This is a genomic window from Streptomyces sp. NPDC048565, assembly GCF_040650935.1.
In the GTDB taxonomy this organism is placed as follows: Bacteria; Actinomycetota; Actinomycetes; order Streptomycetales; family Streptomycetaceae; genus Streptomyces.
Window position 1 is genome coordinate 53966 of the sequence record NZ_JBEZIH010000009.1, and the last position, 25271, is coordinate 79236.

Below are 25271 nucleotides of genomic sequence, written 5' to 3' on the forward strand. Positions count from 1 at the left end.
GGTGGCGACCACAGAGGGCAGCAAGGGCATCGAGCACCCGAAGATTTCGTTTAGGTGTCTACTATTGACTCATCGAATGTCCTGTAGTCATCATGATGTCTCGATGACATGTAAGCCCGACAAGGAGGTCGTGGATGGCCGGGCATAAGTATGTACAAGTGCGCGACCACCTCCTGCGGCGTGTGCAGAGCCTTCCCGTGGGGGAGCGACTGCCCGCCGAGGGCACCCTGTGCAGCGAGTACGACGTGAGCCGCATCACGCTGCGCCGGGCCGTGGACGAACTCGTCCAGGACGGCTACCTGGTGCGCGAGCACGGCCGTGGCACCTTCGTGAGCCACCCTCGCTACAACCTCAAGCACCGTGAGCGGTTCGTGAACGAGGTGACCGGCTTTCACACCCAGCTCACCAGACAGGGGCACACCGTCACCTCCAGGGTGACGGAGCAGCGGAGCGAACGGGCGGGCAGCCGCCTCGCCGCCGCGCTCGGTGTCAGTCCCGCCGCCTCGGTCATCCGCCTGGAGCGGCTGCGCAGCGTGAACGGCACGGTGCACCACCTGGCCGAGTCCTATGTCGATGAGGACCGGTTCCCCGACGTCCTCACTTCGGACTTCACCTCCTCCTCCCTGTACGCCCACCTGCGGGCCCGCCACGACGTGCTGCTCGTCCGCAACGAGATCGTCGTCGGACTGCACCGGTGCGACGCGCGGGAGGCGGAGCTGCTGGAAGTGGCCGAGGACACACCTCTGCTGCTGGCCACATCGCGCGTGTTCGAGCCGGGGCAGAAACCCGTCATCTTCGGCACATCGAAGTTCCTGCCGCACGCGGCGGAACTGTCCTTCGACATCGTGGCCGACTCCGATTAGTCGACCACGCCCGCCTTCCCCCGCACCCCCTGTGGAGCACGCATGCTCAGTCGCCTTCTCCCCGAGCAGAACATCCACTTCACCCAGGACGAACTGACCTGGCAGGAAGCTGTCACCCGGGTCGCCCGTCCGCTGGTGGAGGCCGGAGACGTCACCCCCGAGTACGTCCAGGCCATGCTCGACTCGATCACGGCCGGCGGCACCTACATCGACCTCGGCCACGGCATCGCCCTCGCGCACGCCCGGCCCGAGCACGGGGTGGTGCGCACCGGTATCTCCATGCTCCGCCTGCGGGAGCCGGCCCCACTGCTCGGCCTGCCCGAGCACGCGGTCGACCTCTATTTCTGCTTCGCGGCGGCGGACGCCGACGCGCACATGCGCGCCATGGCTTCCCTCGCGCGCATCCTCTCGGACGCCGGGACCCGCCAAGCCCTGCGCGACGCGGCCTCGGCGCCCGAGGTAGTCACACTGATCAAAGAATTCGAGGACTCAGAATGAAGTTCCTGGCGATGTGCAGCACCGGACTGGGCAGCAGCTTCATGGTGCGCATGAACATCGAGACCGTCGTACGCGAACTGGGGCTCCAGGGCGTCACGGTCGAGCACTCCGACATCAGCTCCGCCGGCCCCGACAGCGCGGACGTGTTCTTCGTCGCGAAGGACCTGGAGGACGCCGTCCAGGGTCTGGGTGACGTGGTCGTGCTGAACAGCATCATCGACATGGACGAGCTGCGCGGCGCGGTGAAGGAAGCGGCCGCACGCCACGGTCTCGCCTGACGCACAGCGGTCCCCACTGATCAGCAGAAACGTTTCTCCCGTACGTTCACGGGCGGCCGTCGGCCCCGGCACCGCCCCACGTCGATCCGCGCCGAACCCGGCACCCACCACTTCCCCGCACGCCGCCTCGTCGTGCCCGAAGAGAGGCGTTGTCTGTGAACAGCGTTCTGGACAGTCTTCTGGATGTCTTCCGTGAGCCATCCGTCATCATCGGCCTGATCGCCCTGCTGGGCCTGGTGCTCCAGCGCAAGTCCGCCTCCGACACCGTCAAGGGGACCATCAAGGCCTTCGTCGGCTTCCTCGTCCTCGCGGCCGGCGCCGACGTCGTCTCCGGCGCCCTGACCCCGTTCGGCGACATGTTCCAGCACGCCTTCGGGGTGCAGGGCGTGGTGCCCAACAACGAGGCCATCGTCGGCAAGGTGCTCACCGACTACGGCTCCCAGGCCGCGCTGATCTTCTTCTTCGGCATGATCGTGAACGTGCTGCTGGCCCGGCTCACCGTGTTCAAGTTCATCTACATGTCGGGGCATGTCGCCCTGTACCTGGCGGCCATGGTCGCCGTCATCCTCATCGCGAACGGCTTCAGCACCTGGCAGGCCATCCTCTGGGGCTCCCTCGCCCAGGGCCTGATCACCACCCTGTCGCCGGCGCTCGTCCAGCCCTGGATGCGCAAGGTCACCAAGAACGACACCGTCGCGCTCGGTCACACCGGGAACTTCGGCATCGCCACCAGCGGCCTCGTCGCCAAGTTCCTCGGTGACCGCTCCAAGTCCACCGAGGACCTGAAGATACCCAAGGGTCTCGGCTTCCTGCGTGACACCACCGTCGTCATCGCCAGCTCCATGGGCGTCATCTACCTGCTGGTCACGCTGGTGGCGGGCCCCGGCTACGTCGAGGGCGAGCTCAGCAACGGCCAGTGGTACGTCCTGTGGGCGATCATGCAGGCCGGCAAGTTCGCCGCGGGCGTGTTCATCATCCTCGCCGGTGTCCGCGTCGTCCTCGCCGAGATCATCCCGGCCTTCAAGGGCATCTCGGAGAAGCTGGTGCCCAACGCCAGGCCCGCACTGGACGTCCCGATCGTCTTCACCTTCGCCCCGAACGCCGTACTCGTCGGCTTCCTGGCCAGCTTCGTCGGCGGACTCATAGGCATGGGCATCCTCGTCGCCGTCGGCGGCACCATCATCATCCCCGGCATCGTCGCCCACTTCATGACGGGAGCCGCCTCGGGTGTCATCGGCAACGCGACCGGCGGACGGCGCGGCGCCGTACTCGGCGCCCTGACCAACGGCCTGCTGATCACCTTCCTGCCGCTGCTCGTCCTGCCCTTCCTCGGTGACGTGGGCCTGCAGAACTCCACCTTCTCCGACGCCGACTTCGGCATCTCGGGCCTCCTGATCGGCGGCGCCGAACGCTTCGGTCACACGGCCGTCATCGCTCTCGTCCTCGTCTCGCTGGCAGCCACCTTCGTCGCCAGCACCCTCGTCGCCCGGCGCGCCCCCACCGACGACGCCGACGCGGAGAAGGAGACTCAGCCCGTGGCCAGCTCGTAGGCGTAGTCCGGGCAGTCCGGTGTCCGTCGTCGGTGGTCCTGCCGAGCGCCCGGCCCGCCGGGTCGCACCACTCGCCTTCCGCCGGTGCCCCGTTGCCATTGCGGCTGGTGTCGATGACGGCGCCCAGGCCGGGCGGGCCGCCCGGTGCGGCGAGCACCCGCCCGGCGTACGCGGTCTCGTCGGCCGTGCTGTGGAAGTTGGACACGTTGGTGAAGACGCCGTCGCCACTGGTCGCGGCACCCGCATCGCGGAGTGCCGCGGCCTGTTTCGTGGGGCCGGGCTGCGCCGCGCGGTCCTGGTGGGGCTTCCCCTCCCCCGGCGCCGGGTGTCCGGCCTGTCGGCGCCACGGCGAGCCCACGGGGGACGCCGCCCGCGGGGCGGGATCGAGCGTTCCCCGCCGAAGCCGCCCTTCGCTCAGCCCTCGGGGAGTTCGACCGGCGCGATGGTGTCGAAGACATCGCCCGGGCCGGGGTTCGCCGGGTCGGTGGCGCCGCCGAACTGGGCCATCACACCCCATACGGCGTTCAGCGCGGTCTGCACGGCGCCCTCGGCCCAGCCCGCCGTCCAGGAGATGTCGTCGCCCGCGAGGAACAGGCCGCGCTTGTCGGCCGGCAGCCTGTCCTGCATGAAGTGGGTGAACAGGCGCCGCTGGTAGCGGTAGTGGCCGGGCAGGTTGGCCTTGAACGCGCCCATGAAGTACGGCTCGTTCTCCCAGGAGACGGTGACCGGGTTGCCGATGATGTGCCCCCGGATGTCGACGCCCGGATAGATCTCGCCGAGCGACTTGAGCATCACGTCCATGCGTTCGTTCGGGGAGAGCGGCAGCCACTTCAGGCTGTCGTCGCACCAGGTGTACGAGAGACAGATGACGGCCGGCTTGTCGGGCCCGTCGTCCAGGAGATACGTCCCCCGGGTCATCCGGTCCGTGAGCGTCATCGACATCGTGTCCCGGCCGGTGGGTTCCCCTGCGCCGTCGACGGCCCTGTCCAGCCAGAACGGCCGGTCGACAGGGACGAACAGCTTGGACGACTCCATGTAGTGGGTGCGCTCCATCGCCGTCCAGTGGTCGATCGGGAAGAGCGCGTCGTCGCAGGCGATCTTGGAGAGCAGCAGCCAGGACTGACCGGTGAAGACCGCCGCCCGGTAGGTGCGGATGTCACCGGTGGCGTCGGTGACCGTGATGCGGTTGCCCGCGGTGCGGTCGAGCCGGGTGACAGCGCCGCGCGGCGCCCCGCCGTGCAGGGAGGACAGCGAGGTGCCGGAAGGCCAGTGCACGGTCTTCTGCGGTTCCCGTTCCCAGAGGCGCAGCGGCAGTTGCTGGCTGCCGCCGACGATGCCCCGGTGGTGGTCGTCGGCCTCGGTGTAGACGACGCGGAGGATCTCCAGGATCGAGTTGGGGAAGTCGGTGTCCCAGCCGCCGGTGCCGAAGCCGACCTGCCCGAAGATCTCGCGGTGCCGGAAGGAGGCGAAGGCCTCGGAGCCGCAGAGGAAGCCGTAGAAGGTCTGGTCGTCGAGCTTCTCGACGAGCTTCGCCCAGATCTCCCGGATGCGCGGGACGTCGCGCTCACGCATCGCGCGGTTCATGTCGGAGAAGTCGGCGCCGTCCTCCAGGCAGGAGTTCCAGGCGTCCATCACCTCCCGGTACACCTGGGGCAGGTCGTCGATGGTCCGCGCGTAGTGGGACTCACCCTTGAGGTCGACGACGGTCGAGGGGGTGGCCGCGGAGAGCGGGTTGGGGAACGGCCTGGTCTCCAGGCCCACCAGGTCGATGTAGTGCTGGAGTGCCGTGGACGAGGGCGGGAACCGCATCGCGCCCATCTCGGCGGTCAGCGAGGGGTCGCAGCCGTCGAAGCCGACGGTGCGCAGCCGGCCGCCGATCCGGTCCGCCTCGTAGACGACGGGCTTCAGCCCCATCTTCATGAGTTCGTACGCGGTGATGATGCCGGACAGCCCGCCGCCGATGACGGCGACCTCGGTGCCGTGTTCGGTGGCGGGTATCTGCCCGATGCCCGCGGGGTGCGTGAGGAAGTCGTCGTAGGCGTACGGGAAGTCCGGCCCGAACATGGTGATCGGCGGCTGCGCGTCGGTGTGCTGGACGGCGTTGGGCACCGTGGACGTCATGGGGTACGGACTCCTTGCGGGGGGAAGCGTGGATCGGGGTCGGTCAGACCAGGGAGCCGTAGAGCGCCGGGAGACGGTCGCGGAGATACGGGTTGGCGGCGCGTGAGGCGGCGAGCAGTCCGGGGTCGGCATCGGCGACGAGCAGTTCGTCGCCGTCGCCGGCGCGGGCCAGGGCCGTGCCGTCGGGGCCGGCCAGGCAGCTCAGCCCGGTGAAGTCGAACTCGCCTTCCTTGCCCACCCTGTTGGCGTAGGCGATGTAGAGCTGGCTCTCGAAGGCGCGGACCGGGACGACGGCTTCGGCGACGAACGGGAAGGGGTGCATCAGCGCGGTCGGGACGAGCAGCAGCTCGGTCCCGGCCAGGGCGTGGGCGCGTACGTTCTCGGGGAACTCCACGTCGTAGCAGATCAGCAGCCCGATCCGTACGCCGTCGAGCTCGGCCTGCACCACGGGCAGCTCCCCCGGGGTGAACCACTTCTCCTCGAAGCCGCCGAAGAGGTGGGTCTTGCGGTAGTTGGCGAGCGGCGTCCCGTCGGGGCCGATGAGCTGCGCCGCGTTGAAGACCGCGTCGCCGGCCCGCTCCGGGTAGCCGTAGTGGACGGCGAGGCCATGGCGTTCGCAGATGCCGGCGACCTCGCGGGCGGCAGGCCCGTCGGCGGCCTGGGCCAGCGCGGGGACGGTGTCGCCGATGGCGTATCCGGTCAGGAACAGCTCGGGGCAGACGAGCAGCCGGGCGCCCGCGGCGGCGGCCCGTGCGGCGGCCTGGTCGAGTGCGGCGAGGTTGTCGTCCACGGAGCCCACGCGTCCGGAGCTCTGGAGCAGGGCGGTACGCAACGGCGGCATGGCTGACCTCGGGCGGGACGGGCGGGGTGGGGAGACGTATCGAAGGTACGGCGCCGGGATCACGGTGGACAAGGCGCGAATGTTGCGCGTGGACCGTTGATCCGTTGCGTGCGACGGCCCTCTGGCGGTGATTCGTTGCGTGCGGGCGTTGTCGCAGGTCGGGCAGTGATTTCGGTCTCGTCCGCAGGACGTCCCTCAGGTCAGGCGGGTGGGCCCGACGAGGAGTAGCGCCGCAGCAGCGGGGAGAGCACGAGGACCGACTTGGTCCGCTCGACGTACGGTTCGCCGGCGATCCGCTCCAGCACCTGCTCGAAGTGCCGCATGTCCGCGGCGAAGACCTGTACGACCGCGTCCGCGTCGCCCGTCACGGTGGACGCGGCCGCGACCTCCGGATACGCGGCCAGGCCCCGCTTGATCGCTTCGGGGGCGGTGTTGCGGCTGCAGTAGATCTCGATGAACCCCTCGGTGTGCCAGCCGAGCGCCGCCGGGTCGACCCGCACGGTGAATCCCGTGATCGCGCCTTCGGCGCGCAGCCGGTCCACCCTGCGTTTCACCGCGGGTGCGGAGAGGCCGATGAGGGCGCCGATGTCCGCGTAGGAGCGGCGGGCGTCTTCGGCGAGGGCGTGGACGATGCGTTCGTCGAGGTCGTTCAGGCGCACTTCGGGTGGATCACTTCTCTGCGGCGGAAGGACTCGGGGGCGGCCAGGGTTCTCGTCCTGGGTCCGCCCCCGAAGTAGACCACGCGCGCCCCGCGCGGGGCGCGCTCACCGCGGGCGGCGGCCGGTCAGAAGGGGAACTCCGAGCGGCCGTGCTGGACCGAGATCCACTTCTGGGTGGTGAAGGCCTCCAGCATCGACTCGCCGTTCAGCCGCCCGAGGCCCGAGTTCTTCTCCCCGCCGAAGGGGACGATGGGCTCGTCGTGGACCGTGCCGTCGTTGATGTGGATCATTCCGGTGCGGATCCGCTGCCCCACCCGTACGCCACGCTCGATGTTGCCGGTGTGGACGGCGCCGCTCAGTCCGTACGGGGTGTCGTTGGCGATGCGTACGGCCTCGTCCTCCCCGTCGAAGGGGACCAGGAGCGCCACAGGGCCGAAGATCTCCTGCTGCAGGACGGGTGAATCGGCGGCCAGCCCGGTCAGCACGGACGGGCCCACCAGATTGCCGTCGGCCCGGCCGTGCAGCAGGGCGGTGGCGCCCGCGTCGACGGTCTCGTCGACGAGCTTGGACACCGCGTCGGCCTGCGCCGAGGTGATCAGCGGGCCGATGTGGGTCGCGGGGTCGGCCGGGTCGCCGACGCGCAGGGAGGCGACCTTGGCGACGAACTTCTCGGTGAACTCCTGCTCCACGGAGCGGTCCACCAGGATGCGGTTGGCCGCCATGCAGACCTGGCCCTGGTGGATGTAGCGGCTGAAGACCGCGGCGTCGACGGCGTAGTCCACATCGGCGTCGTCCAGGACGATCAGCGCGCTGTTGCCGCCCAGTTCGAGCACCGCGCGCTTGAGGTTGGCCGCGCAGACCGTCGCCACGTGGCGGCCGATCCTGTCCGATCCGGTGAAGGAGATGACCTGCGGGACGGGGTGCTCCAGCAGGCTGTCGCCGATCTCGGCGATGTCGGTGACCACGACGTTCAGCAGGCCGGCGGGCAGCCCCGCGTCCTCGAAGACCTTGGCGATCAGCGTGCCGCCGCAGACCGGGGTGTTCTGGTGCGGCTTGAGGACCACGGCGTTACCGAGGGCCAGCGCGGGGGCGACCGACTTGAGCGACAGCAGGAAGGGGAAGTTGAAGGGGCTGATGACACCCACGACGCCGACGGGCAGCCGGTAGACGCGGTTCTCCTTGCCCTCGGTCGGCGAGGGCAGGATCTGCCCGGTGGACCGCAGGGTGAGCTGGGCCGCCTCGCGCAGGAACTCCTTGGCCAGGTGCAGCTCGAAGCCTGCCTTGAGCCGGGTGCCGCCGAGCTCCGCGACGATCGCCTCGGCGATCTCGGCCTCGCGCTCCTCGACCACACGCAGCGCCTTCTCCAGCACCGCCCGACGGACGTACGGGTTGGTCTCGCCCCATGCCGGCTGGGTCCGCTCGGCGGCGCGGTAGGCCTGGTCGACCTCTTCGGCCGTCGCGACGGTGACCGAGGCGAGCTTCTCCCCGCTGTACGGGTTGAAGTCGATGATGTCCCAGGACCCCTTCCCCGGCCTCCATTCACCGTCGATGTACTGCTGGGCCAGGTCGGTGAAGAAGGAAGTCATGAAATCCCTTACCGCAGAGGGGCGGGCAGCTGATTGCGATTCATATTACTTATCCTGCAATCAGGTTGGGGAGCGTTGAAGGACACACGCGAAAGGTGCTCCTCCCGGCGCGGACGCCGGGGAGGAGCACCCGTGGTGCGGGGCCGCGGGCCCCGGGGAATCAGTTCCAGCTGGCGTGGAGCGGCTTGCCCTCCGCATAGCCGGCCGCGCTCTGCACACCCACGATCGCCTTCTCGGCGAACTCCTCCAGCGAGGACGCGCCCGCGTAGGTGCAGGAGGAACGGACACCGGCGATGATCGAGTCGATCAGGTCCTCCACACCGGGGCGGGTGGGGTCGAGGAACATCCGCGAGGTGGAGATGCCCTCCTCGAACAGGGCCTTGCGGGCCCGGTCGTAGGCGGACTCCTCCGAAGTGCGGTTCTTGACCGCGCGCGCCGACGCCATCCCGAACGACTCCTTGTAGAACCGCCCGTCGGCGGACTGCTGGAGGTCGCCGGGCGACTCGTACGTACCGGCGAACCAGGAGCCGATCATCACGTTGGACGCGCCGGCGGCGAGCGCCATCGCCACGTCGCGCGGGTGCCGGACGCCTCCGTCGGCCCAGACGTGCTTGCCGTGCTTCTTCGCCTCGGCCGCACACTCCAGCACGGCGGAGAACTGCGGCCTGCCGACACCGGTCATCATCCGCGTGGTGCACATCGCGCCGGGGCCCACCCCGACCTTGATGATGTCGGCGCCCGCCTCGATCAGGTCACGCACGCCCTCGGCCGACACGACGTTGCCCGCCACGACCGGGACGCCCGGGTCGAGCGCCCGGACGGCGGCGACCGCGCTGATCATGGATTCCTGGTGGCCGTGCGCGGTGTCCACGACGAGGGTGTCGACGCCGGCGGCCAGGAGCTGGGCGGCCTTGCCCGCCACATCGCCGTTGATACCGACGGCCGCCGCGACCCGCAGCTTGCCGTCCGCGTCCGTCGCGGGGGTGTAGAGCGTCGCACGCAGTGCGGCCTTGCGGGTCAGGATACCGACGAGCCGGCCGTCCGCGTCGACCGCCGGAGCGAGCTTGCGGTTGGCGCCGTCGAGTGTGGTGAAGGCCTCGCTCGGATCGATGCCGGCGTCGAGCACGACCAGGTCCTTGGACATGACCTCGGACAGCTGGGTGAATCGGTCCACGCCGGTCAGGTCGTGGTCGGTGACGACGCCGACCGGCCGGTGCTCGGCGTCGACGACGACCCCGGCTCCGTGGGCCCGCTTGTGCAGGAGGGAGAGCGCGTCGGCGACGGTCTGTCCCGGGGCCAGCACGATGGGTGTGTCGAGCACGAGGTGGCGCTTCTTGACCCAGCCGATGACCTCGGTGACGACCTCGATCGGGATGTCCTGGGGGATGACGACCAGTCCACCGCGGCGGGCGATGGTCTCGGCCATCCGGCGGCCCGCGATGGCGGTCATGTTCGCGACGACGAGGGGGATGGTGGTGCCGCTGCCGTCCGGCGACGAGAGGTCCACGGCCTGCCGGGACCCGACCGCGGAGCGGCCGGGAACCATGAAGACATCGTCGTACGTGAGGTCGTAGGGGACCGAGGGGGAGGCCGAGTATCGACCGGTGCCGGGCTCAAGAAAACGCATAACACCCACTTTTTCATACGAAACAGTGCAGGTCGTTTCCACGAAGACACAGCAATGGACCCCCGCGTTCGTCATTTCCTCCGAATGGAGGCCGCCGGGGGCCGGACAAGTGGAGACCTGTCTTACCCGAGGACCCTACCCGAACAGGATTCGGACCTTGGTGATCACTATCCCTGGACCGGGTGACGGGGGGTCAGGTAGCTTCAAATCCGCAGGTCCCGCAGTGGGCACGACGCCCGCCCGTGGACCCGGAAACCTGTCACGCGTTCGGCCGGAAGAGGATGGGGATCCGCCTGTGGAGAGCGAACTGCCCGACATCTACTGCCCGTTCCCCCAGCGGAGCAATCCGCACGTGGACCACACCCGGGAGCACATCGGTGCCTGGACGCGACGCACCGGCCTGATCCACCGGGAATCGGCCAGGCGGCGCTTCGAGCAGGCCGACTTCGCCGCCTTCGTGGGCATGGTGCACCCGACGGCCGGCAGCGAGCACCTGGACCTGGTCGCCGACTGGTTCGTCTGGCTCTTCCTCGTCGACGACCAGTTGGACGACGGACATCTGGGCCGCAGCCCCGACCGGGTACGTGACGTGGTCGAGCGGATGCGTGGCGTGGTCGAGGGCACGGCTCCCGACCCCCGGCCGGACGAGGAAGCACCCGCCGCGCTCATCGCCCTGGCCGACCTGTGGGAACGTACGGTTCCGCGGGCCGCCCCGCACTGGCGCACCCGCTTCGCCTGGCACCTCATGACGTATCTGACGACCGCCACCACCTGGGAGACGGGCAACCGCGCCGCCGGGGTCGTCCCGTCCGAGACGACGTACATCGCTCAGCGCAGGCACACCGGGGCGATCCATGTGTGCATGGACCTGATAGAGATCGTGGCCGGTGTCGGGGCGCCCGAGTCGGTCCACAACGACGCCGGGTTCATCACCGCGCTGGAAGCGTCCTGCAACGTCGTGTGCTGGGCGAACGACGTCTACTCCTACGAGAAGGAGCAGGTGCTCGGCGAGATCCACAATCTCGTCCACCTGGTCCGCCACCACCGCGGCTACGGCAAGCGCCGGGCGATCGAGCACGTGTGCGCGGAGATAGCCACCGAGACGGAGCGCTTCCTGGCCGCCGAGGCCGAGCTGCTCGGCCGGTACCCGGAGCTCTCGGGTCTGCTCGTGCCCTATCTGGACGGGATGCGGAGCTGGATGCGCGGGAATCTGGACTGGTCACGGCAGACCCCCCGCTACAACCCCGCGGATGTCAGCCAGTACGCGGAGCCCGGGGCCTATCTGGAGGAGTCCGTCCTCGGGGTGAGCCCGGACCACGCGGAGCTGGCCGCCGACGGCGGCTGACCCCGGGGCAGGAGGGGGCCCGTGAACCGGACTCCCCCGCGCCGCGATCAGTCGTCGGGGTCGGCCCGCTCCAGCGCCGGGCGCTGAGCCGCCGCGAACTCCGTCAGGAGGTAGTCGGCCGCCGCCGTGTCCGTGACCAGGCTGGTGACAAGACCCGAGCGCAGCACCGCACCGATCGCCGCCGCCTTGCGCTGGCCTCCGGCGATGGCCACCACCTCGGGGATCCGGCGCAGCCTGTCGGCCTCCACGGTGATGCACCGCTCGCCGAGGTCCCGGCCGACCCGGCGGCCGTTCGCGTCGAAGAGGTGGGCGGACATCTCCGCCGCCACACCGAGCGAGGCGTAATGGCCCCGCTCCTCGTCCGAGAGCATGTCGTGGACCGTGGAGATGCCCGGCTCCCAGGACCCGATGGAGACCGCGGCGACCGTCACCTTGTCGAAGTACTCGAAAGCGCGGGCGATACCCGTCTGGTGCCGCAGCGCGGCCGCCGTCGCCGGATCGGGCAGCAGCATCGGAGCGTAGATCGGGTGCGCCTCGCCGCCCGACACCTGCGCGGCGCGGCGGACCGCCTCGACCGAGCCGCGCTCGGCCGTGCCCGCGTCGTAGACACCGGTCAACTGCACGACCGTGCACGGAGGCAGCCGGTCGAGGGCCGCGGCCATGTGGATGGTGGAGCGGCCCCAGGCAAGACCCAGCACATCGCCCTCGTTGACCAGCTCGCCGAGCAGGTCGGCCGCGACCTCGCCCAGATTCTCCGGGTCGGCGGCGTCGTCCTGCTCCTCCGCCGGTGACTCGACCACGACAGCGTGCCGCAGGCCGTAACGGGCCCGGAGCGCGTCCGAGCGCTCCGCGTCCAGCTCCGCCGGTACCCGGATCTCGATCCGTACGAGATCACGCTCGAGGGCCGTCTCCAGGACCCTGGCCACCTTGAAGCGGCTGACGCCGAACTCCTCGGCGATCTGGATCTTCGACTTTCCCTCAAGGTAGAACCGACGGGCCATGGCCGCCGCCTGCACCAGCTCCGCGGGTCCCATCCGCATGGCTGACCGACCCGCCGAGATGCCAGACACCGCGATCTCCTCACTGCTGTTCACACGCTTGATACGCCGTTCATCCTGTCAGAACCGACGCTCCTGGATCAGGCCCGTCGGGCCGCGTTCATCCGATCTTGGTTCAGTGGCCGCATGCCCAGGGTGCGGAAGCCGTGGCCGTGTCCGCCTGGGCGCGCAGTGCCCGCACCGCCTGGGCCGGGTCCTCGGCCCCGTACACCGCCGAGCCGGCGACGAACACATCCGCGCCGGCCTCGGCGCACCGCTCGATGGTGCTGGCGGACACGCCGCCGTCGACCTGGAGCCAGAGCTCGAGACCGTGCTTGGAGATCAGCTCACGGGTACGGCGGATCTTCGGCAGCATGATGTCCAGGAACGCCTGGCCGCCGAAGCCGGGCTCCACCGTCATGATCAGCAGCATGTCGAGCTCGGGGAGCAGGTCCTCGTACGGCTCGATGGGCGTCGCGGGCTTCAGCGCCATGGAGGCGCGGGCGCCCTTCGCCCTGATCTCCCGGGCCAGCCGCACCGGCGCCGCCGCGGCCTCCGCGTGGAAGGTGACCGAGCCCGCACCGGCCTCGACGTACTGCGGCGCCCAGCGGTCCGCGTCCTCGATCATGAGATGGCAGTCCAGCGGGGTGTCCGCCGCCTTGCTCAGCGCCTCCACGATGGGCACGCCGAGCGTCAGGTTGGGCACGAAATGGTTGTCCATGACATCGACATGGAGCCAGTCGGCGCCTTCCACTGCCTTCGCCTCATCGGCGAGGCGTGCGAAGTCCGCGGACAGGATGCTGGGGTTGATCTGGGCCATGCACCCAAGCCTGCCATGTCCGGCGCCACTTCCACGCCCCGGTGCGCCTCAAAGCCTCACGGGATCATCACGGTTCGCGCATTCCCGGCCATTCCGCCCCCGTGATCACGTGGTGTGATCAGCTGGTGCGGTCCCGCCCGCTGCGTACCGGGGTCCGCATGGGCACCGCGCCGCCGGGTCAGGCCGTGCGGCGCAGCAGGGCCAGGTACATCGCGTCGGTGCCGTGCACATGCGGCCACAGCTGGATGTCGGGCCCGTCGCCCAGCGCGGGGACCCCGGGCAGGAGCGGGCGGGCATCGACCCACTCGGCCTCGAACGGTTCCCCGCCGCGCCCCTTGAGCACGTCGTCGACGACGACCCTGGTCTCCGCGAGATGTGGCGAGCAGGTCGCGTAGCCGACGACGCCGCCGACCCGCACGGCCTTCAACGCCTCGCGCAGCAGGCCGCGTTGCAGAGGGGCGAAGCCCTCCAGGTCCGCGGCGCGGCGCCGCCAGCGGGACTCCGGACGCCTGCGCAGCGCGCCGAGGCCCGAGCAGGGCACGTCCATGAGGACCCGGTCGAAGGAGCCTGGCCGCCACGGCGGCCGGGTGCCGTCGGCGGTGATCACCTGGTAGGGCCCCGGGTTGCCGGCCAGCGCGCGCTCGACGAGCCGGGCGCGGTGCGGCTGCTTCTCCGCGGCGAGCAGGGTCGCGCCGCGTCCGGCGGCGAGCGCGGCGAGCAGGGCGGCCTTGCCGCCCGGGCCCGCACAGCCGTCGAGCCACCGGGTGTCGTCGCCCTCGACCGGAGCGGCGGCCAGCGCGGCGGCGACGAGCTGGCTGCCCTCGTCCTGCACGCCCGCGCTGCCGTCCCGCACGGCTGCCAGGGCGCCGGGCTCGCCGCCCTCGGCCATCCGTACGGCGTAGGGCGACCAGCGGCCGGGGAGGCCGCTCTCCTCGCCGAGGGCGTCCAGCAGTTCGTCGGTGGTGGAGCGGCCGGGGCGGGCTGCGAGCGTCACCTCGGGCCGCTCGTTGTCGGCCTCCAGCAGGTCCTCGATTCCTGCACGACCGCCGCCCAGGGCGTCCCAGAGCGCGGAGACGACCCAGCGGGGGTGCGAGTGGACGACGGAGAGGTGTTCCTCGGCGTCCTCCTCGTACGGGGGCGCGACGAGCTCCAGCCAGCCGTCGAGGTCGTGCTTGGTGACCTTGCGCAGCACCGCGTTGACGAACTTGGCGCGGCCCTCGCCCAGCACCACCCGAGCCAGCTCCACACTGGCGGAGACGGCCGCGTGCGTGGGGATGCGGGTGCCGAGGAGTTGGTGGACGCCCATGTTGAGCACGTCCAGCACCGGCGGGTCGACCTCGCGCAGCGGCCGGTCGATGCAGGCGGCGACGATCGCGTCGTAGGTGCCCTGCCTGCGCAGCGTCCCGTAGACGAGCTCGGTCGCCAGCGCCGCGTCCCTGCCCTCGAAGTCGCCCTTGGCGCGCGCCTTCTTCAGGAGCGGCGGCAGGACGAGGTTGGCGTAGGCGTCGCGCTCGTCGACGGCCCTGAGCACCTCGAAGGCGAGAAACCTGACCGGGTCCTTCTTGGGGCGCCGGTGCGGTGTGGCGGGACGGCGACGCTGCTGGTCGTTCACGTGAAAGGTGCTCCGCTGATGGTGAGGGGACGATCCCGTCCAGCGTACGTCGCCGGGGCCCGGCGGCCCTCCGGAGGCCTCAGAGCCCCAGCAGCTCCCCGTGGACGAGGCGGACGCCGCGCGCCCAGTCGGCGGCCCTCATCGGCTTCTTGCCCTGCGGCTGGACCCAGAGGAGCTCCACGGCGTGCGAGCCGGTGCCCACGTACACGTTGTTCTTGCCGGCGGACAGCTCGCCCGGGGCGAGCTCGGTCCGGTCCAGGACGGGCACGGCCTGCACCAGCTTGAGGCGTTCCCCGCGAAAGAGGGTCCACGCGCCGGGGGCGGGGGTGCAGCCGCGCACCACGCGGTCCACCCGGAGCGCGGGCTCGGACCACCGCACCTGGGCGTCCTCGACGGTGATCTTGGGTGCGAGGGTGATGCCGTCGACGGGCTGCGGGACGGCGTGCAGGGTGCCGTCCTCGATGCCGTCCATGGTCGCCGCGAGCAGCCCGGCGCCCGCGAAGGCGAGCCGGGTGAGCAGATCACCGCTGGTGTCGGTCGGCCTGACCTCCTCGGTCAGCACGCCGTAGACCGGTCCGGAGTCGAGGCCCTCCTCGATCAGGAAGGTGGAAGCGCCGGTGACCTCGTCGCCGGCCATCACCGAGTGCTGCACGGGCGCGGCCCCGCGCCATGCGGGCAGGAGCGAGAAGTGCAGATTGACCCAGCCCCTGGCGGGCACGTCCAGCGCGGTCTTCGGGAGCAGCGCGCCGTACGCGACGACGGGGCAGCAGTCCGGAGCGATCTCCCGCAGCCGCGCCAGGAACTCCTCGTCGCGCGGCTTCGCGGGCTTGAGCACCTCGATGCCGGCCTCCTCGGCGCGCTCGGCCACCGGGCTCGCGACCAGCCGGCGCCCCCGCCCGGCCGGTGCGTCGGGCCGGGTCACCACGGCGGCCACCTCGTGGCGGTCGGAGGCGATCAGTGCGTCCAGGGCGGGGACGGCGACCTCGGGGGTGCCTGCGAAGACGAGCTTCATGGGTGGCGGACTGCCTCTCGGGGCGGAACGTACGTGGCGAGCAGCACACCAGTCTAGGGGGTGGCTGTCGGTCCCGCCCCGACGGTGACGGCGGGGGCGTACGCAGGTTCGTGCGCCCCGCGCATAAGCACATACGCCCCTGTTGCGTGACCACATGGCCGGGTGACGCGTTGGTCAAGTGAGATTGACCGAAGTGGGCCGCCGCCGCGCGGCCCGATCCCTTTCAACGCCGGTTCGAGAGGCTTGTTCATGGCCGACCACGCAACCCACGACGCCCAAGCGCGTGCCAGTCTGCACCTGTTGGTGCGGGACATCGAGCGGGTCCGGCGGCAGGTGGACGCGCTGCGCACCCTCACTGCCCAGCTGGGCAACGTCTACCGTCCACGCCGCTCGGGCCCGTCCGCGGGCTTCGTCGTCTACGGCAGGGCGCCGGCCCCGACGGTCCGGCTCGCCCAGGAGCTCCGGGACAGTGTCGAGACGCTGGTGACCGCGGCCGTGGACTTCGACCGTTCGCTGGGCTTCTCGTGGGACGCGGTGGGCTCCGCCCTCGGGGTCACCAAGCAGGCGGTGCACCGTCGTTACGGCGCGCGCCGTACGACTCCGCAGCCCGGGTCGGCGGAGGCCGCTGCCGAGAGCGCGAACCGTGCGGTGCCCTCGGCTCCGGGCTCCTCCTCCATGCTGCCGGCCGTGCCGGCGGCCCGCTCCATGCCGCCGCAGCCGGCGGACCGCTCCGGCGTCTTCCCGGGCCCGCGCAACGGCTGACGGCGCTTCGCCCCGGCCACGTCAGCCGATGTCGGGCGGGTCGATCCTGATCCGTACGGGGTCGCCCGTGCCCCTGGCCGTCCGCGCCGCCTGCGCCGTCTTGAGCGCGGCAGCCAACGCGGCTCCCCGCCCCGGCGGGACCCTGACCAGCGCCCGCTCCCAGGTCTCGCCGGGCGGGGCGTCCCCCTGTCTGCGGGGCCTGCCGGGAGTGGCTCCCGCCACCGGTACCGGGCCGAGCACCTCCGCCTCGGACGGCAGCTCCGCACCGGCGAGGTAGGCGGCCACCGCCTCGGGCGGACCGGTGACCGAAGCCATCCGGGACACCGGCGGGAAACCGAGCTCGGCGCGCTCCGCGAGCTCACGGCGGGCGTGACCGACCGGGTCCCAGCGGACGAGTGCCTGCACGGGCCGCAGCGTCGGCTCGGCCACGATCACCACGACGCCCCCATCGGGCTGCCCCCGCACCAGCGCGGCGGCGGCCGTCCAGCGCCGCAGCGCCTCCTCGCCCGCCCGGAGGTCGGGCCTGCCGACCATCGCCCAGCCGTCCAGCAGCAGCGCCGCCGCATAACCGCCGTCGGCCACCGGCTCGGCCCCGGGGGTGCTGACGACCAGGGCAGGCTGACCTGGCACGGAATCCAGCACATGGTCACGCCCCGAGGTCCGCACGGGGACGGCGGGAAACGCCCGCCCCAGCTCCTCGGCGGTCCTGCGGGCCCCGACGATCTGCGCCCGCAGCCGGACCCCACCGCAGGCAGGGCAGCTCCACGCCGTCTCGGAACGCCCGCACCAGGCGCAGTCGAGGTCCCGCTGGTCCGGCGCCTGGAGCGGCCCCGCGCAGTGCCGGCACCGCGCGGGTTCACGGCAGCGCTCGCAGGCCAGCCTCGGCGCGTAACCCCGGCGCGGCACCTGGACGAGCACCGGGCCCTCGCGCAGACCGTCGCGCACGGTCTGCCAGGCCAGGCTGGGCAGCCGCGCCGAGCGGGCCGCGCCGTCCCGCGCGAGCTCCCCGTCGCCGACCGTACGCACGAGGGGGGCGGCGACGCGCAGCGGGTCACGCTCCGCGCGCAGCGGCAGGGCCCAGCCGCTCTCGACCAGCTGGGCCGCCTCCACCGTGCAGTTCGTCCCGCCCAGCAGGAAGGCGCAGCGGCCGTGCGCGGCCCGCAGCTCCAGGACCTCCCTGACGTGCGGGAAGGGGGCGTTGTCGTCGCTGTGGCTGGAGTCGCCGTCGTCCCAGAGGGCCACCAGGCCCAGGTCGGCGACCGGGGCGAACATCGCGGCCCTGGTGCCGACCACCGCGCGCACGGAGCCGCGCCTGACCGCCAGCCACTGCCGGTAGCGCTTCTCCGGTCCCGAGTCGGCGGTCAGCAGCGCGTGGCGTCCCTTGCCCAGCACCTCGGTGAGCGCGGCGTCGACCCGCCCGGCGCTCCGCCCGTCAGGGACGACGACGAGGGCGCCCCGGCCCGAGGCCAGGGTCGCGGCCATGGCGCGGGCGATCTCCTCGGGCCAGTGCGGTCCCGGCAGCGCCGTCCACACGGCCCGGGGCGCCCCACCGTCGGCCAGCGCCCGCAGGAAGCCGGGACCCTGGGCGTACCGCTCCCAGGTGCCGGGCTCCGGGGCGGACGGCGGCGGCAGGGGTTCGGGCGACGGCCTGCCCTCGGCGCGGCCGCTCCTCGGAGGCACAGCGAGCTGCAGCACATCGGCGAGGCTGCCGGCGTACCGGTCGGCGACGGCCCGCGAGAGCTCCAGCAGCTCCGGGCCGAGCACCGGCTCGGGGGAGACGACGTAGGCGAGGGCCGCCAGCGCGCCTTGGTAGTCCGACGATGCCCGGCGCTCGATCAGGAAGCCGTCGATCAGCCCGCCGCCCTCGCGTCTGCCGCCGCGGACCTGACGCCCCCCGGCCCCGAACCGCACCCGGACCCGGACGCCGGGCTGTGCGTCCGCGTCGAGCTCCTCGGGGACGGCGTAGTCGAAGTACTGGTCGAGGTGGAGTGCGCCCTTGTTCACCAGGACACGGGCGACCGGCAGCTCGCCGGCGAGCGCGGCGCCCCGCCAGGTCCTGGGCTTGGCCCGCGGCACCTTGGCCTGCCGCACCGTCTCCCGGATGAGCGCAAGCTGCTCCGGTGCCCCTGCCCCGGGCTCGTCGGGCTGCTCGTCGTCGCTGCTCACAGCCACCTTCCTACCAGAGACCACTGACACGCCCCGGCGGGGAACGGCCGCACGCACCGGGGCCCGGACACCTCGTACGGTGTCCGGGCCCCGGCGTCGCGACTGGTGCTACAGCCCCGCCGCCTGACGCAGCGCGTCCACACGGTCGGTGCGCTCCCAGGTGAAGTCGGGGAGCTCGCGGCCGAAGTGTCCGTACGCCGCGGTCTGGGCGTAGATCGGACGGAGCAGGTCGAGGTCACGGATGATCGCGGCCGGGCGGAGGTCGAAGACCTCACCGATGGCGTGCTCGATCTTCTCCGTGTCGACCGCTGCGGTGCCGAAGGTCTCGACGAACAGACCCACCGGCTCGGCCTTGCCGATCGCGTAGGCGACCTGGACCTCGCAGCGGGTGGCGAGCCCGGCCGCCACGACGTTCTTGGCGACCCAGCGCATGGCGTAGGCGGCCGAGCGGTCGACCTTGGACGGGTCCTTGCCCGAGAAGGCGCCACCGCCGTGGCGCGCCATGCCGCCGTAGGTGTCGATGATGATCTTGCGTCCGGTGAGGCCGGCGTCGCCCATCGGGCCGCCGATCTCGAAGCGTCCTGTCGGGTTGACCAGGAGGCGGTAGCCCTCGGTGTCCAGCTTGATGCCGTCCTCGATGAGCTGGCCGAGCACGTGCTCGACGACGAACTCACGGATGTCGGGCGCGAGCAGCGAGTCGAGGTCGATGTCGGAGGCGTGCTGCGAGGAGACGACGACCGTGTCGAGGCGGACGGCCTTGTCACCGTCGTACTCGATGGTGACCTGGGTCTTGCCGTCGGGGCGCAGGTACGGGATGGTCCCGTTCTTGCGGACCTCGGAGAGCCGGCGCGAGAGCCGGTGCGCGAGGTTGACCGGTAGCGGCATCAGCTCGGGGGTCTCGTCGCAGGCGTAGCCGAACATCAGCCCCTGGTCGCCGGCGCCCTGCTTGTCGAGCTCGTCCTCCTCTTCCTTCCGGGAGGACCCTTCGACACGCTTCTCGTACGCGGTGTCGACGCCCTGGGCGATGTCCGGGGACTGCGCCCCGATGGACACCGAGACGCCGCAGGAGGCTCCGTCGAAGCCCTTCTTGGAGGAGTCGTAGCCGATCTCCAGGACCTTGTTGCGCACGAGGTTGGGGATGTCGGCGTAGGCCTTGGTCGTGACCTCACCCGCGACATGCACCAGACCAGTGGTGATCAGGGTCTCGACGGCGACGCGCGAGGACGGGTCCTCGCGCAGGAGCGCGTCGAGAATCGTGTCGCTGATCTGGTCAGCGATCTTGTCGGGGTGGCCCTCGGTTACGGACTCCGAGGTGAAGAGACGGCGGGACACATCGCTCCCTGGGGTTGCAGCGGCTGCTGGCTGAGCATTGATGGAACTCCGGGAGCTGCGCCCGGCACATTCCGCGACCAGTTTATCGGTCACTGCCGGTGAATGGGGCACGTGTCTCGCTCCTTGGGAGGTCTGTGACCTGCGGCACTGTTGACGGCAGTACGACAATTCCTCCGTCCGGGTGCGAGATATGGCCGAATATGGTGAGTTAACTCCCGCCGGAACGGCTCCTACGCGTCCTGGCCAAGACGCGCCGCCACCAGGTCCCAGACCGTGTCGGCGAGCGCCTCCTTCGGCCCGTGGGGCACCGGGGTCTCGCCGCCGTCGGCGCCCAGCACGACCGCCTCGTTCTCCTCGGACCCGAAGGTCTTGCGCTCCCCCACCTCGTTGACGACGAGAAGGTCGCAGCCCTTGCGGCGGAGCTTCTCGCGGCCGTTGGCGAGTACGTCGTCGGTCTCGGCGGCGAAACCGACGACGAGCTGTCCCTCCCGGGCGCGGTCCGCGGCGACCTCGGCGAGGATGTCGGGGTTGCGGACGAGCTCGACGGGGGCCGGCTCCTCGCCGTCCTTCTTCTTGATCTTCCCCGTCGCGTAGGCGGTGGGCCTGAAGTCGGCGACCGCCGCGGCCATCACCACCACGTCGGCGTCGGCCGCCGCCTTCAGCACGGCCTCCCGCAGCTGCACGGTGGTCCCGACACGCACGACGTCGGCGCCCGCCGGGTCGGGGAGGCCGGTGCCGGTCTCGATCAGCGTGACCCGGGCGCCGCGCGCGACGGCGGTGCGGGCCAGCGCGTAACCCTGCTTGCCGGAGGAGCGGTTGCCGAGGTAGCGCACCGGGTCCAGCGGCTCGCGGGTGCCTCCCGCGCTGACCACGACGTGCCGGCCCGCGAGGTCGGGGGCGCCTGCGCCCCGTGCCAGGACACGCCGGCAGACCTCGAAGATCTCCCCCGGGTCGGGCAGCCGGCCCTTGCCGGTGTCCACACCGGTGAGCCTGCCGACGGCGGGCTCGATGACGACGGCGCCGCGCCTGCGCAGGGTGGCGACGTTCTCCTGGGTGGCGGGGTGCTCCCACATCTCGGTGTGCATCGCGGGCGCGAAGACGACCGGACAGCGCGCGGTGAGCAGCGTGTTGGTGAGGAGGTCGTCGGCGATGCCGTGGGCGGCCTTGGCGAGCATGTCGGCGGTGGCGGGAGCGACCACCACGAGGTCCGCGCCCTGGCCGATCCGGACGTGCGGCACCTCGTGCACGCTCTCCCAGACCTCGGTCGACACCGGGTTGCCCGACAGCGCCGACCAGGTGGCCGCCCCGACGAAGTGCAGCGACGCCTCGGTGGGGACGACCCGTACGTCGTGGCCGGACTCGGTCAGCCCGCGCAGCAGCTCGCACGCCTTGTACGCGGCGATGCCTCCGCTGACCCCCAGGACGACCTTCGGCTTCTCCACAGCGTCTCCCCGCACTCGTGATGCTCCGCACACGCGTGCGGAGTGAATGGCGTACGTCCCCATGCTGCCTCACCGGAACACACCACAGGCCCGGCGGGTACCGACCGCCGGGCCTGTGGTGAAGGAGACGTCTGCTGCCTACTGCGCGGGGCCCTCGATGGCCTCGGAGGTCAGCAGGCCCGCGTTGATCTCGCGGAGCGCGATCGAGAGCGGCTTCTCGTGCACGTGGGTGTCGACGAGCGGACCGACGTACTCAAGGAGGCCTTCGCCGAGCTGCGAGTAGTACGCGTTGATCTGACGCGCGCGCTTGGCGGCGTAGATCACAAGGCTGTACTTCGAGTCGGTGGCCTCGAGGAGCTCATCAATCGGCGGGTTGATGATGCCCTCGGGCGTGGTGATGGAAGAGGACACTCTCTGCCTTCCGAAGGGGATAGAGATCAAAGAGATCTTTGATCATGCTGGTTCCGCAGTGGTGATGCTCTGCGTCCGTGGAACTCCTGAGGACCGGTGAGGTCAGTCGTCGCTACCACGGAGGCCGGAAGCCTGCAGCATCAACGTTAGCAGCTCGCGTGCCACGTCCTCGACCGAGGTGTTGACAAGTGTCGTATCGAACTCGGCCTCTGCGGCGAGTTCGACCTTCGCCGCCGCGAGCCTGCGCTCGATCACCTCCTGCGACTCCGTCCCCCGGCCGGTGAGCCGGCGAACCAGCTCGTCCCAGCCGGGCGGCGCCAGGAAGACGAGCTGGGCCTCGGGCATCGACTGGCGGACCAGCCGGGCGCCCTGGAGGTCGATCTCGAGCAGCACCGGCTCGCCGGCCTCCAGGCGTTCGAGCACGGCCCTGCGGGGCGTGCCGTACCGGTTGCCGGCGAACTCGGCCCACTCCAGCAGCTCGCCGTTGGCGATCAGCTTGTCGAACTCCTCGTTGTCCACGAAGAAGTAGTGGACACCGTTGCGCTCGCCGGGGCGTGGCTTACGTGTCGTGGCCGACACCGAGAGCCACACCTCGGGGTGAACCTTGCGCATATGAGCGACGACCGTGCTCTTGCCGACCCCTGAGGGTCCGGAGAGCACGGTCAGCCGCGGACGTACGTCCGGGGGTACGGGGGGTGTCCCCCGGGATGTTGCAGCCATGGGGCGATTATCCCCGCTCTCAGGAGTGCCTGAGAACGTCAGGCGGCGCTGCCGCCGAACTCACGCTCCAAGGATGCGATCTGGTTGGAGCCAAGACCCCGGACCCGGCGGCTCTCGGAGATACCGAGACGCTCCATGATCTGCTTGGCACGGACCTTGCCCACGCCCGGCAGGGACTCGAGAAGAGCGGAGACCTTCATCTTGCCGATGACGTCGTTCTCCTGGCCCTGCTTGATGACCTCATGGAGCGAGGCGCCGGAGTGCTTGAGTCGATTCTTGACCTCGGCCCGCTCCCGGCGAGCCGCGGCGGCCTTTTCGAGCGCGGCTGCGCGCTGTTCAGGGGTAAGGGGCGGAAGAGCCACGCCTACGTCACCTCGGATGTCGATCTGTCGGATACGGACCGGTGGGGAGCCTGGTGGCCCCTCACCTGGTGAGCAACGAACAACGTGTGCGCGTTGGCTCTCGACGGAGACTAGCGGCCCCGGCCGCCTGAGTCAGCGAGAACAGACGAAAAGTCCTGGTCAGCCTGAGCCGACCCGGACATTTAGGCCATAACAACCCGGAATTTTGGTCAGGATTCCGTCAACAGCCCGTTACGTGGCATGGTCACCTTTCCGGGACGGCCGTACGGACCTCGTCCGCGAACCGTCCGGCGGCTTCGCGCAGCCCTGACGCGTCGGGTCCGTGACGCAGCACGCCCCGGCTCACACTCGGCACGACATTGCCCACGGCCGCCCCGAAGACCCTGGGCAGATCCGCGGGCGTGGCGCCCTGGGCTCCGATGCCCGGAGCGAGCAGCGGGCCGTTGATCGACAGGTCGACCCCGGCGTCCCCGAGCGTCGCCCCGACCACCGCGCCGACGGAGCCGAGCGGCGTCGCGCCCGCGTTCTCGGCGGCCATGTGGTCGAGCATCACCCGCGCCAGCGGCCGGCCGTCGGCGGCGGTGGCGCGCTGGACCTCCGCGCCCTCCGGGTTCGAGGTGAGGGCGAGCACGAAGACACCCGCGCCTGAGACGGCGGCCGCGTCCAGTGCCGGGCGCAGAGAGCCGAAGCCGAGGTAGGGCGAGACGGTGACCGCGTCGGAGAAGAGCGGCGAGTCCTTGTCGAGGTAGGTGGCCGCGTAGGCGCCCATCGTGGAGCCGATGTCGCCGCGCTTGGCGTCCATCAGGACGAGGGCGCCCGCCGCGCGTGCCTCTTCGACGGCCTTCTCCAGGACGGCGATGCCACGCGACCCGAAGCGCTCGAAGAACGCGGACTGGGGCTTGAGCACGGCGACCCGGTCGGCCAGCGCGTCGACGACCGTGCGGGTGAAGCGCTCCAGGCCCGCGACGTCGTCGTTCAGGCCCCAGGAGGTGAGTAGGGAGGCGTGCGGGTCGATGCCGACGCAGAGCGGCCCGCGGGTGTCCATGGCGCGGCGCAGGCGCGCGCCGAAGGGTTCAGGGGTCACTGGATGACCTTCCGTGTCTCGGCTCCGACGGCTTCGGCGAGTGTCGTGTACGGCGATGCGGCCAGCCGGGCCGCCAGGCCCTTGTGGATCGCGCGGGCGTAGAACGGGCCCTCGTAGATGAAGGCGCTGTAGCCCTGGACGAGCGTGGCGCCGGCCAGGATGCGCTGCCAGGCGTCCTCGGCGTTCTCGATGCCCCCGACGCCCACCAGGGTGATCCGGGTCCCCACGCGGGCGTACAGGCGGCTCAGGACCTCCAGTGAGCGCGCCTTGAGGGGTGCGCCGGAGAGCCCGCCGGTCTCCTTGACCAGGGAGGCCTCCGACCTCAGGCCGAGGCCGTCGCGGGCGATGGTGGTGTTGGTGGCGATGATGCCGTCGAGACCGAGCTCGACGGCGAGGTCGGCGACGGCGTCGACGTCCTCGTCCGCGAGGTCCGGGGCGATCTTGACGAGCAGCGGGACGCGCCGGCCGGTGACGGTGCGGTCGGCGGCCTCGCGTACGGCGGTGAGCAGCGGGCGGAGCGCCTCGGTGGCCTGGAGGTTGCGCAGTCCGGGCGTGTTGGGCGAGGAGACGTTGACGACGAGGTAGTCGGCGTGGGCGGCGAGCCGCTCGGTGGACTTCACGTAGTCGCCCACGGCCTCGTCCTCGGGGACGACCTTGGTCTTGCCGATGTTGACGCCGACCGTCGTACGGAAGACCGGGGTACGGGCGGCGAGGCGCTCGGCCACGGCCTCGGAGCCCTCGTTGTTGAAGCCCATGCGGTTGATCAGCGCCCGGTCCGCCACGAGGCGGAACAGCCGCTGCTTCGGGTTGCCGGGCTGCGGCTCGCCGGTGACCGTACCGATCTCCACGTGGTCGAAGCCGAGCATCGACATGCCGTCGATCGCGACGGCGTTCTTGTCGAAGCCCGCGGCGAGCCCGAAGGGTCCGTGCATCCGCAGGCCGAGCGCCTCGGTGCGCAGCTCCTCGTACCGGGGTGCGAGGACGGCGGCGACGTAGGTGCGCAGGACGGGGACGCGGGCGGCGAGGCGGATCCAGCGGAACGCGAGGTGGTGCGCCTGCTCCGGGTCCATCCGCTTGAAGACGAGCTGGAAGAAGAACTTGTACATCGGGGTGTCCTCATGAAGAGGGGGACACCGTTTCCGG

General features: G+C 71.0%; 23 protein-coding genes and 1 pseudogene. 6 read left to right on the forward strand and 18 right to left on the reverse strand.

The genetic code is table 11. The annotated features are described in order from the left end of the window. Positions 1 to 134 precede the first annotated feature (134 nt). The 4 genes from AB0C75_RS13460 (at position 135) to AB0C75_RS13475 (ending at position 3189) form a co-directional block, all read left to right on the forward strand. On the forward strand, positions 135 to 863 hold the full coding sequence (locus tag AB0C75_RS13460) for a GntR family transcriptional regulator (RefSeq protein ID WP_362890183.1): 729 nt from the start codon (positions 135 to 137) through the stop codon (positions 861 to 863). A gap of 42 nt (positions 864 to 905) precedes the next feature. After that, a complete protein-coding gene (locus AB0C75_RS13465; RefSeq protein WP_362890185.1) occupies positions 906 to 1361 on the forward strand; it encodes a PTS sugar transporter subunit IIA in 456 nt (151 codons plus the stop codon). Further along, positions 1358 to 1639, forward strand: a complete 282-nt coding sequence (locus AB0C75_RS13470; protein WP_362890187.1) for a PTS sugar transporter subunit IIB — start codon at positions 1358 to 1360, stop codon at positions 1637 to 1639. The genes AB0C75_RS13465 and AB0C75_RS13470 overlap by 4 nt, the downstream gene beginning before the upstream one ends. A gap of 155 nt (positions 1640 to 1794) precedes the next feature. Beyond that, the gene (locus tag AB0C75_RS13475) at positions 1795 to 3189 is read left to right on the forward strand and encodes a PTS ascorbate transporter subunit IIC (RefSeq protein WP_362890189.1); all 1395 of its coding nucleotides are present in this window, start codon (positions 1795 to 1797) and stop codon (positions 3187 to 3189) included. A 34-nt stretch (positions 3190 to 3223) separates the two neighbouring features. On the opposite strand, the pseudogene AB0C75_RS13480 reads toward AB0C75_RS13475, so the two are convergent. The 6 genes and pseudogenes from AB0C75_RS13480 to AB0C75_RS13505 all read right to left on the reverse strand — a co-directional run. Beyond that, a pseudogene (locus AB0C75_RS13480) lies at positions 3224 to 3457 on the reverse strand (glycoside hydrolase family 6 protein); the annotation flags it as partial. A 146-nt stretch (positions 3458 to 3603) separates the two neighbouring features. Beyond that, positions 3604 to 5310, reverse strand: a complete 1707-nt coding sequence (locus AB0C75_RS13485; protein WP_362890191.1) for an NAD(P)/FAD-dependent oxidoreductase — start codon at positions 5308 to 5310, stop codon at positions 3604 to 3606. Between the two features lie 43 nt (positions 5311 to 5353). Beyond that, positions 5354 to 6151: a carbon-nitrogen hydrolase family protein gene (locus AB0C75_RS13490; RefSeq protein WP_362890193.1), complete on the reverse strand. Its 798-nt coding sequence runs from the start codon at positions 6149 to 6151 to the stop codon at positions 5354 to 5356. Between the two features lie 200 nt (positions 6152 to 6351). Continuing rightward, on the reverse strand, positions 6352 to 6810 hold the full coding sequence (locus AB0C75_RS13495) for an Lrp/AsnC family transcriptional regulator (protein WP_362890195.1): 459 nt from the start codon (positions 6808 to 6810) through the stop codon (positions 6352 to 6354). 125 nt (positions 6811 to 6935) lie between these two features. After that, positions 6936 to 8396, reverse strand: coding sequence for an aldehyde dehydrogenase family protein (locus AB0C75_RS13500; RefSeq protein WP_362890197.1), 1461 nt, complete (start codon positions 8394 to 8396; stop codon positions 6936 to 6938). A gap of 160 nt (positions 8397 to 8556) precedes the next feature. Then, positions 8557 to 10023: a GuaB1 family IMP dehydrogenase-related protein gene (locus AB0C75_RS13505; RefSeq protein ID WP_362890199.1), complete on the reverse strand. Its 1467-nt coding sequence runs from the start codon at positions 10021 to 10023 to the stop codon at positions 8557 to 8559. 295 nt (positions 10024 to 10318) lie between these two features. Here AB0C75_RS13505 and AB0C75_RS13510 point away from each other — a divergent pair, with 295 nt between their 5' ends. Beyond that, positions 10319 to 11368 (forward strand): terpene cyclase, encoded by a 1050-nt coding sequence (locus AB0C75_RS13510; protein WP_362890201.1) that lies wholly within the window; start codon positions 10319 to 10321, stop codon positions 11366 to 11368. A gap of 47 nt (positions 11369 to 11415) precedes the next feature. Here AB0C75_RS13510 and AB0C75_RS13515 read toward each other — a convergent pair whose 3' ends face one another. The 4 genes from AB0C75_RS13515 to fmt form a co-directional block, all read right to left on the reverse strand. Next, a complete protein-coding gene (locus tag AB0C75_RS13515) occupies positions 11416 to 12402 on the reverse strand; it encodes a sugar-binding domain-containing protein (RefSeq protein ID WP_362890474.1) in 987 nt (328 codons plus the stop codon). A gap of 139 nt (positions 12403 to 12541) precedes the next feature. Continuing rightward, positions 12542 to 13225: a ribulose-phosphate 3-epimerase gene (gene rpe, locus AB0C75_RS13520; RefSeq protein WP_362890203.1), complete on the reverse strand. Its 684-nt coding sequence runs from the start codon at positions 13223 to 13225 to the stop codon at positions 12542 to 12544. A 178-nt stretch (positions 13226 to 13403) separates the two neighbouring features. Next, entirely contained in the window at positions 13404 to 14837 is a 1434-nt protein-coding gene (locus AB0C75_RS13525; RefSeq protein ID WP_362890205.1) for a transcription antitermination factor NusB, read from the reverse strand. 79 nt (positions 14838 to 14916) lie between these two features. Next, complete coding sequence (gene fmt, locus AB0C75_RS13530; RefSeq protein WP_362890206.1) at positions 14917 to 15849, reverse strand: methionyl-tRNA formyltransferase; 933 nt, start codon at positions 15847 to 15849, stop codon at positions 14917 to 14919. Positions 15850 to 16098: 249 nt separating this feature from the next. Between fmt and AB0C75_RS13535 the strand changes: the two genes are divergently transcribed. Beyond that, positions 16099 to 16611, forward strand: coding sequence for a hypothetical protein (locus AB0C75_RS13535; RefSeq protein ID WP_362890208.1), 513 nt, complete (start codon positions 16099 to 16101; stop codon positions 16609 to 16611). A 21-nt stretch (positions 16612 to 16632) separates the two neighbouring features. Here the strand turns inward: AB0C75_RS13535 and AB0C75_RS13540 are convergent, their stop codons facing one another. The 8 genes from AB0C75_RS13540 to AB0C75_RS13575 all read right to left on the reverse strand — a co-directional run bounded on the left by AB0C75_RS13540 (position 16633) and on the right by AB0C75_RS13575 (position 25234). Continuing rightward, a complete protein-coding gene (locus AB0C75_RS13540; protein WP_362890210.1) occupies positions 16633 to 18777 on the reverse strand; it encodes a primosomal protein N' in 2145 nt (714 codons plus the stop codon). Between the two features lie 108 nt (positions 18778 to 18885). Next, positions 18886 to 20109 carry a methionine adenosyltransferase gene (gene metK / locus AB0C75_RS13545; protein ID WP_362890212.1) on the reverse strand — a complete coding sequence of 408 codons (1224 nt, stop codon included), beginning with the start codon at positions 20107 to 20109 and terminating at the stop codon, positions 18886 to 18888. Positions 20110 to 20339: 230 nt separating this feature from the next. Then, positions 20340 to 21551, reverse strand: coding sequence for a bifunctional phosphopantothenoylcysteine decarboxylase/phosphopantothenate--cysteine ligase CoaBC (coaBC, locus tag AB0C75_RS13550; protein WP_362890214.1), 1212 nt, complete (start codon positions 21549 to 21551; stop codon positions 20340 to 20342). Between the two features lie 138 nt (positions 21552 to 21689). Next, positions 21690 to 21962 (reverse strand): DNA-directed RNA polymerase subunit omega, encoded by a 273-nt coding sequence (gene rpoZ / locus AB0C75_RS13555; protein WP_003970369.1) that lies wholly within the window; start codon positions 21960 to 21962, stop codon positions 21690 to 21692. Between the two features lie 102 nt (positions 21963 to 22064). Beyond that, a complete protein-coding gene (gene gmk / locus AB0C75_RS13560) occupies positions 22065 to 22682 on the reverse strand; it encodes a guanylate kinase (protein WP_362890216.1) in 618 nt (205 codons plus the stop codon). A gap of 38 nt (positions 22683 to 22720) precedes the next feature. Continuing rightward, entirely contained in the window at positions 22721 to 23044 is a 324-nt protein-coding gene (locus AB0C75_RS13565; protein ID WP_014157387.1) for an integration host factor, read from the reverse strand. Positions 23045 to 23288: 244 nt separating this feature from the next. Next, entirely contained in the window at positions 23289 to 24128 is an 840-nt protein-coding gene (gene pyrF / locus AB0C75_RS13570; protein WP_362890218.1) for an orotidine-5'-phosphate decarboxylase, read from the reverse strand. Beyond that, entirely contained in the window at positions 24125 to 25234 is a 1110-nt protein-coding gene (locus AB0C75_RS13575; RefSeq protein ID WP_362890220.1) for a quinone-dependent dihydroorotate dehydrogenase, read from the reverse strand. Before AB0C75_RS13575 ends, pyrF begins: the two co-directional genes overlap by 4 nt. Positions 25235 to 25271 lie beyond the last annotated feature (37 nt).

Bases quoted from the DNA above. Each gene is read 5' to 3' on its own strand.
- AB0C75_RS13460 (WP_362890183.1), top strand. From the start codon at position 135: ATGGCCGGGCATAAGTATGTACAAGTGCGCGACCACCTCCTGCGGCGT.
- AB0C75_RS13490 (WP_362890193.1), bottom strand. From the start codon at position 6,151: ATGCCGCCGTTGCGTACCGCCCTGCTCCAGAGCTCCGGACGCGTGGGC.
- AB0C75_RS13500 (WP_362890197.1), bottom strand. From the start codon at position 8,396: ATGACTTCCTTCTTCACCGACCTGGCCCAGCAGTACATCGACGGTGAA.
- AB0C75_RS13465 (WP_362890185.1), top strand. From the start codon at position 906: ATGCTCAGTCGCCTTCTCCCCGAGCAGAACATCCACTTCACCCAGGAC.
- AB0C75_RS13470 (WP_362890187.1), top strand. From the start codon at position 1,358: ATGAAGTTCCTGGCGATGTGCAGCACCGGACTGGGCAGCAGCTTCATG.
- AB0C75_RS13515 (WP_362890474.1), bottom strand. From the start codon at position 12,402: ATGGGACCCGCGGAGCTGGTGCAGGCGGCGGCCATGGCCCGTCGGTTC.
- fmt (WP_362890206.1), bottom strand. From the start codon at position 15,849: ATGAAGCTCGTCTTCGCAGGCACCCCCGAGGTCGCCGTCCCCGCCCTG.
- AB0C75_RS13535 (WP_362890208.1), top strand. From the start codon at position 16,099: ATGGCCGACCACGCAACCCACGACGCCCAAGCGCGTGCCAGTCTGCAC.
- AB0C75_RS13575 (WP_362890220.1), bottom strand. From the start codon at position 25,234: ATGTACAAGTTCTTCTTCCAGCTCGTCTTCAAGCGGATGGACCCGGAG.
- AB0C75_RS13485 (WP_362890191.1), bottom strand. From the start codon at position 5,310: ATGACGTCCACGGTGCCCAACGCCGTCCAGCACACCGACGCGCAGCCG.
- AB0C75_RS13505 (WP_362890199.1), bottom strand. From the start codon at position 10,023: ATGCGTTTTCTTGAGCCCGGCACCGGTCGATACTCGGCCTCCCCCTCG.
- rpe (WP_362890203.1), bottom strand. From the start codon at position 13,225: ATGGCCCAGATCAACCCCAGCATCCTGTCCGCGGACTTCGCACGCCTC.
- gmk (WP_362890216.1), bottom strand. From the start codon at position 22,682: ATGGCTGCAACATCCCGGGGGACACCCCCCGTACCCCCGGACGTACGT.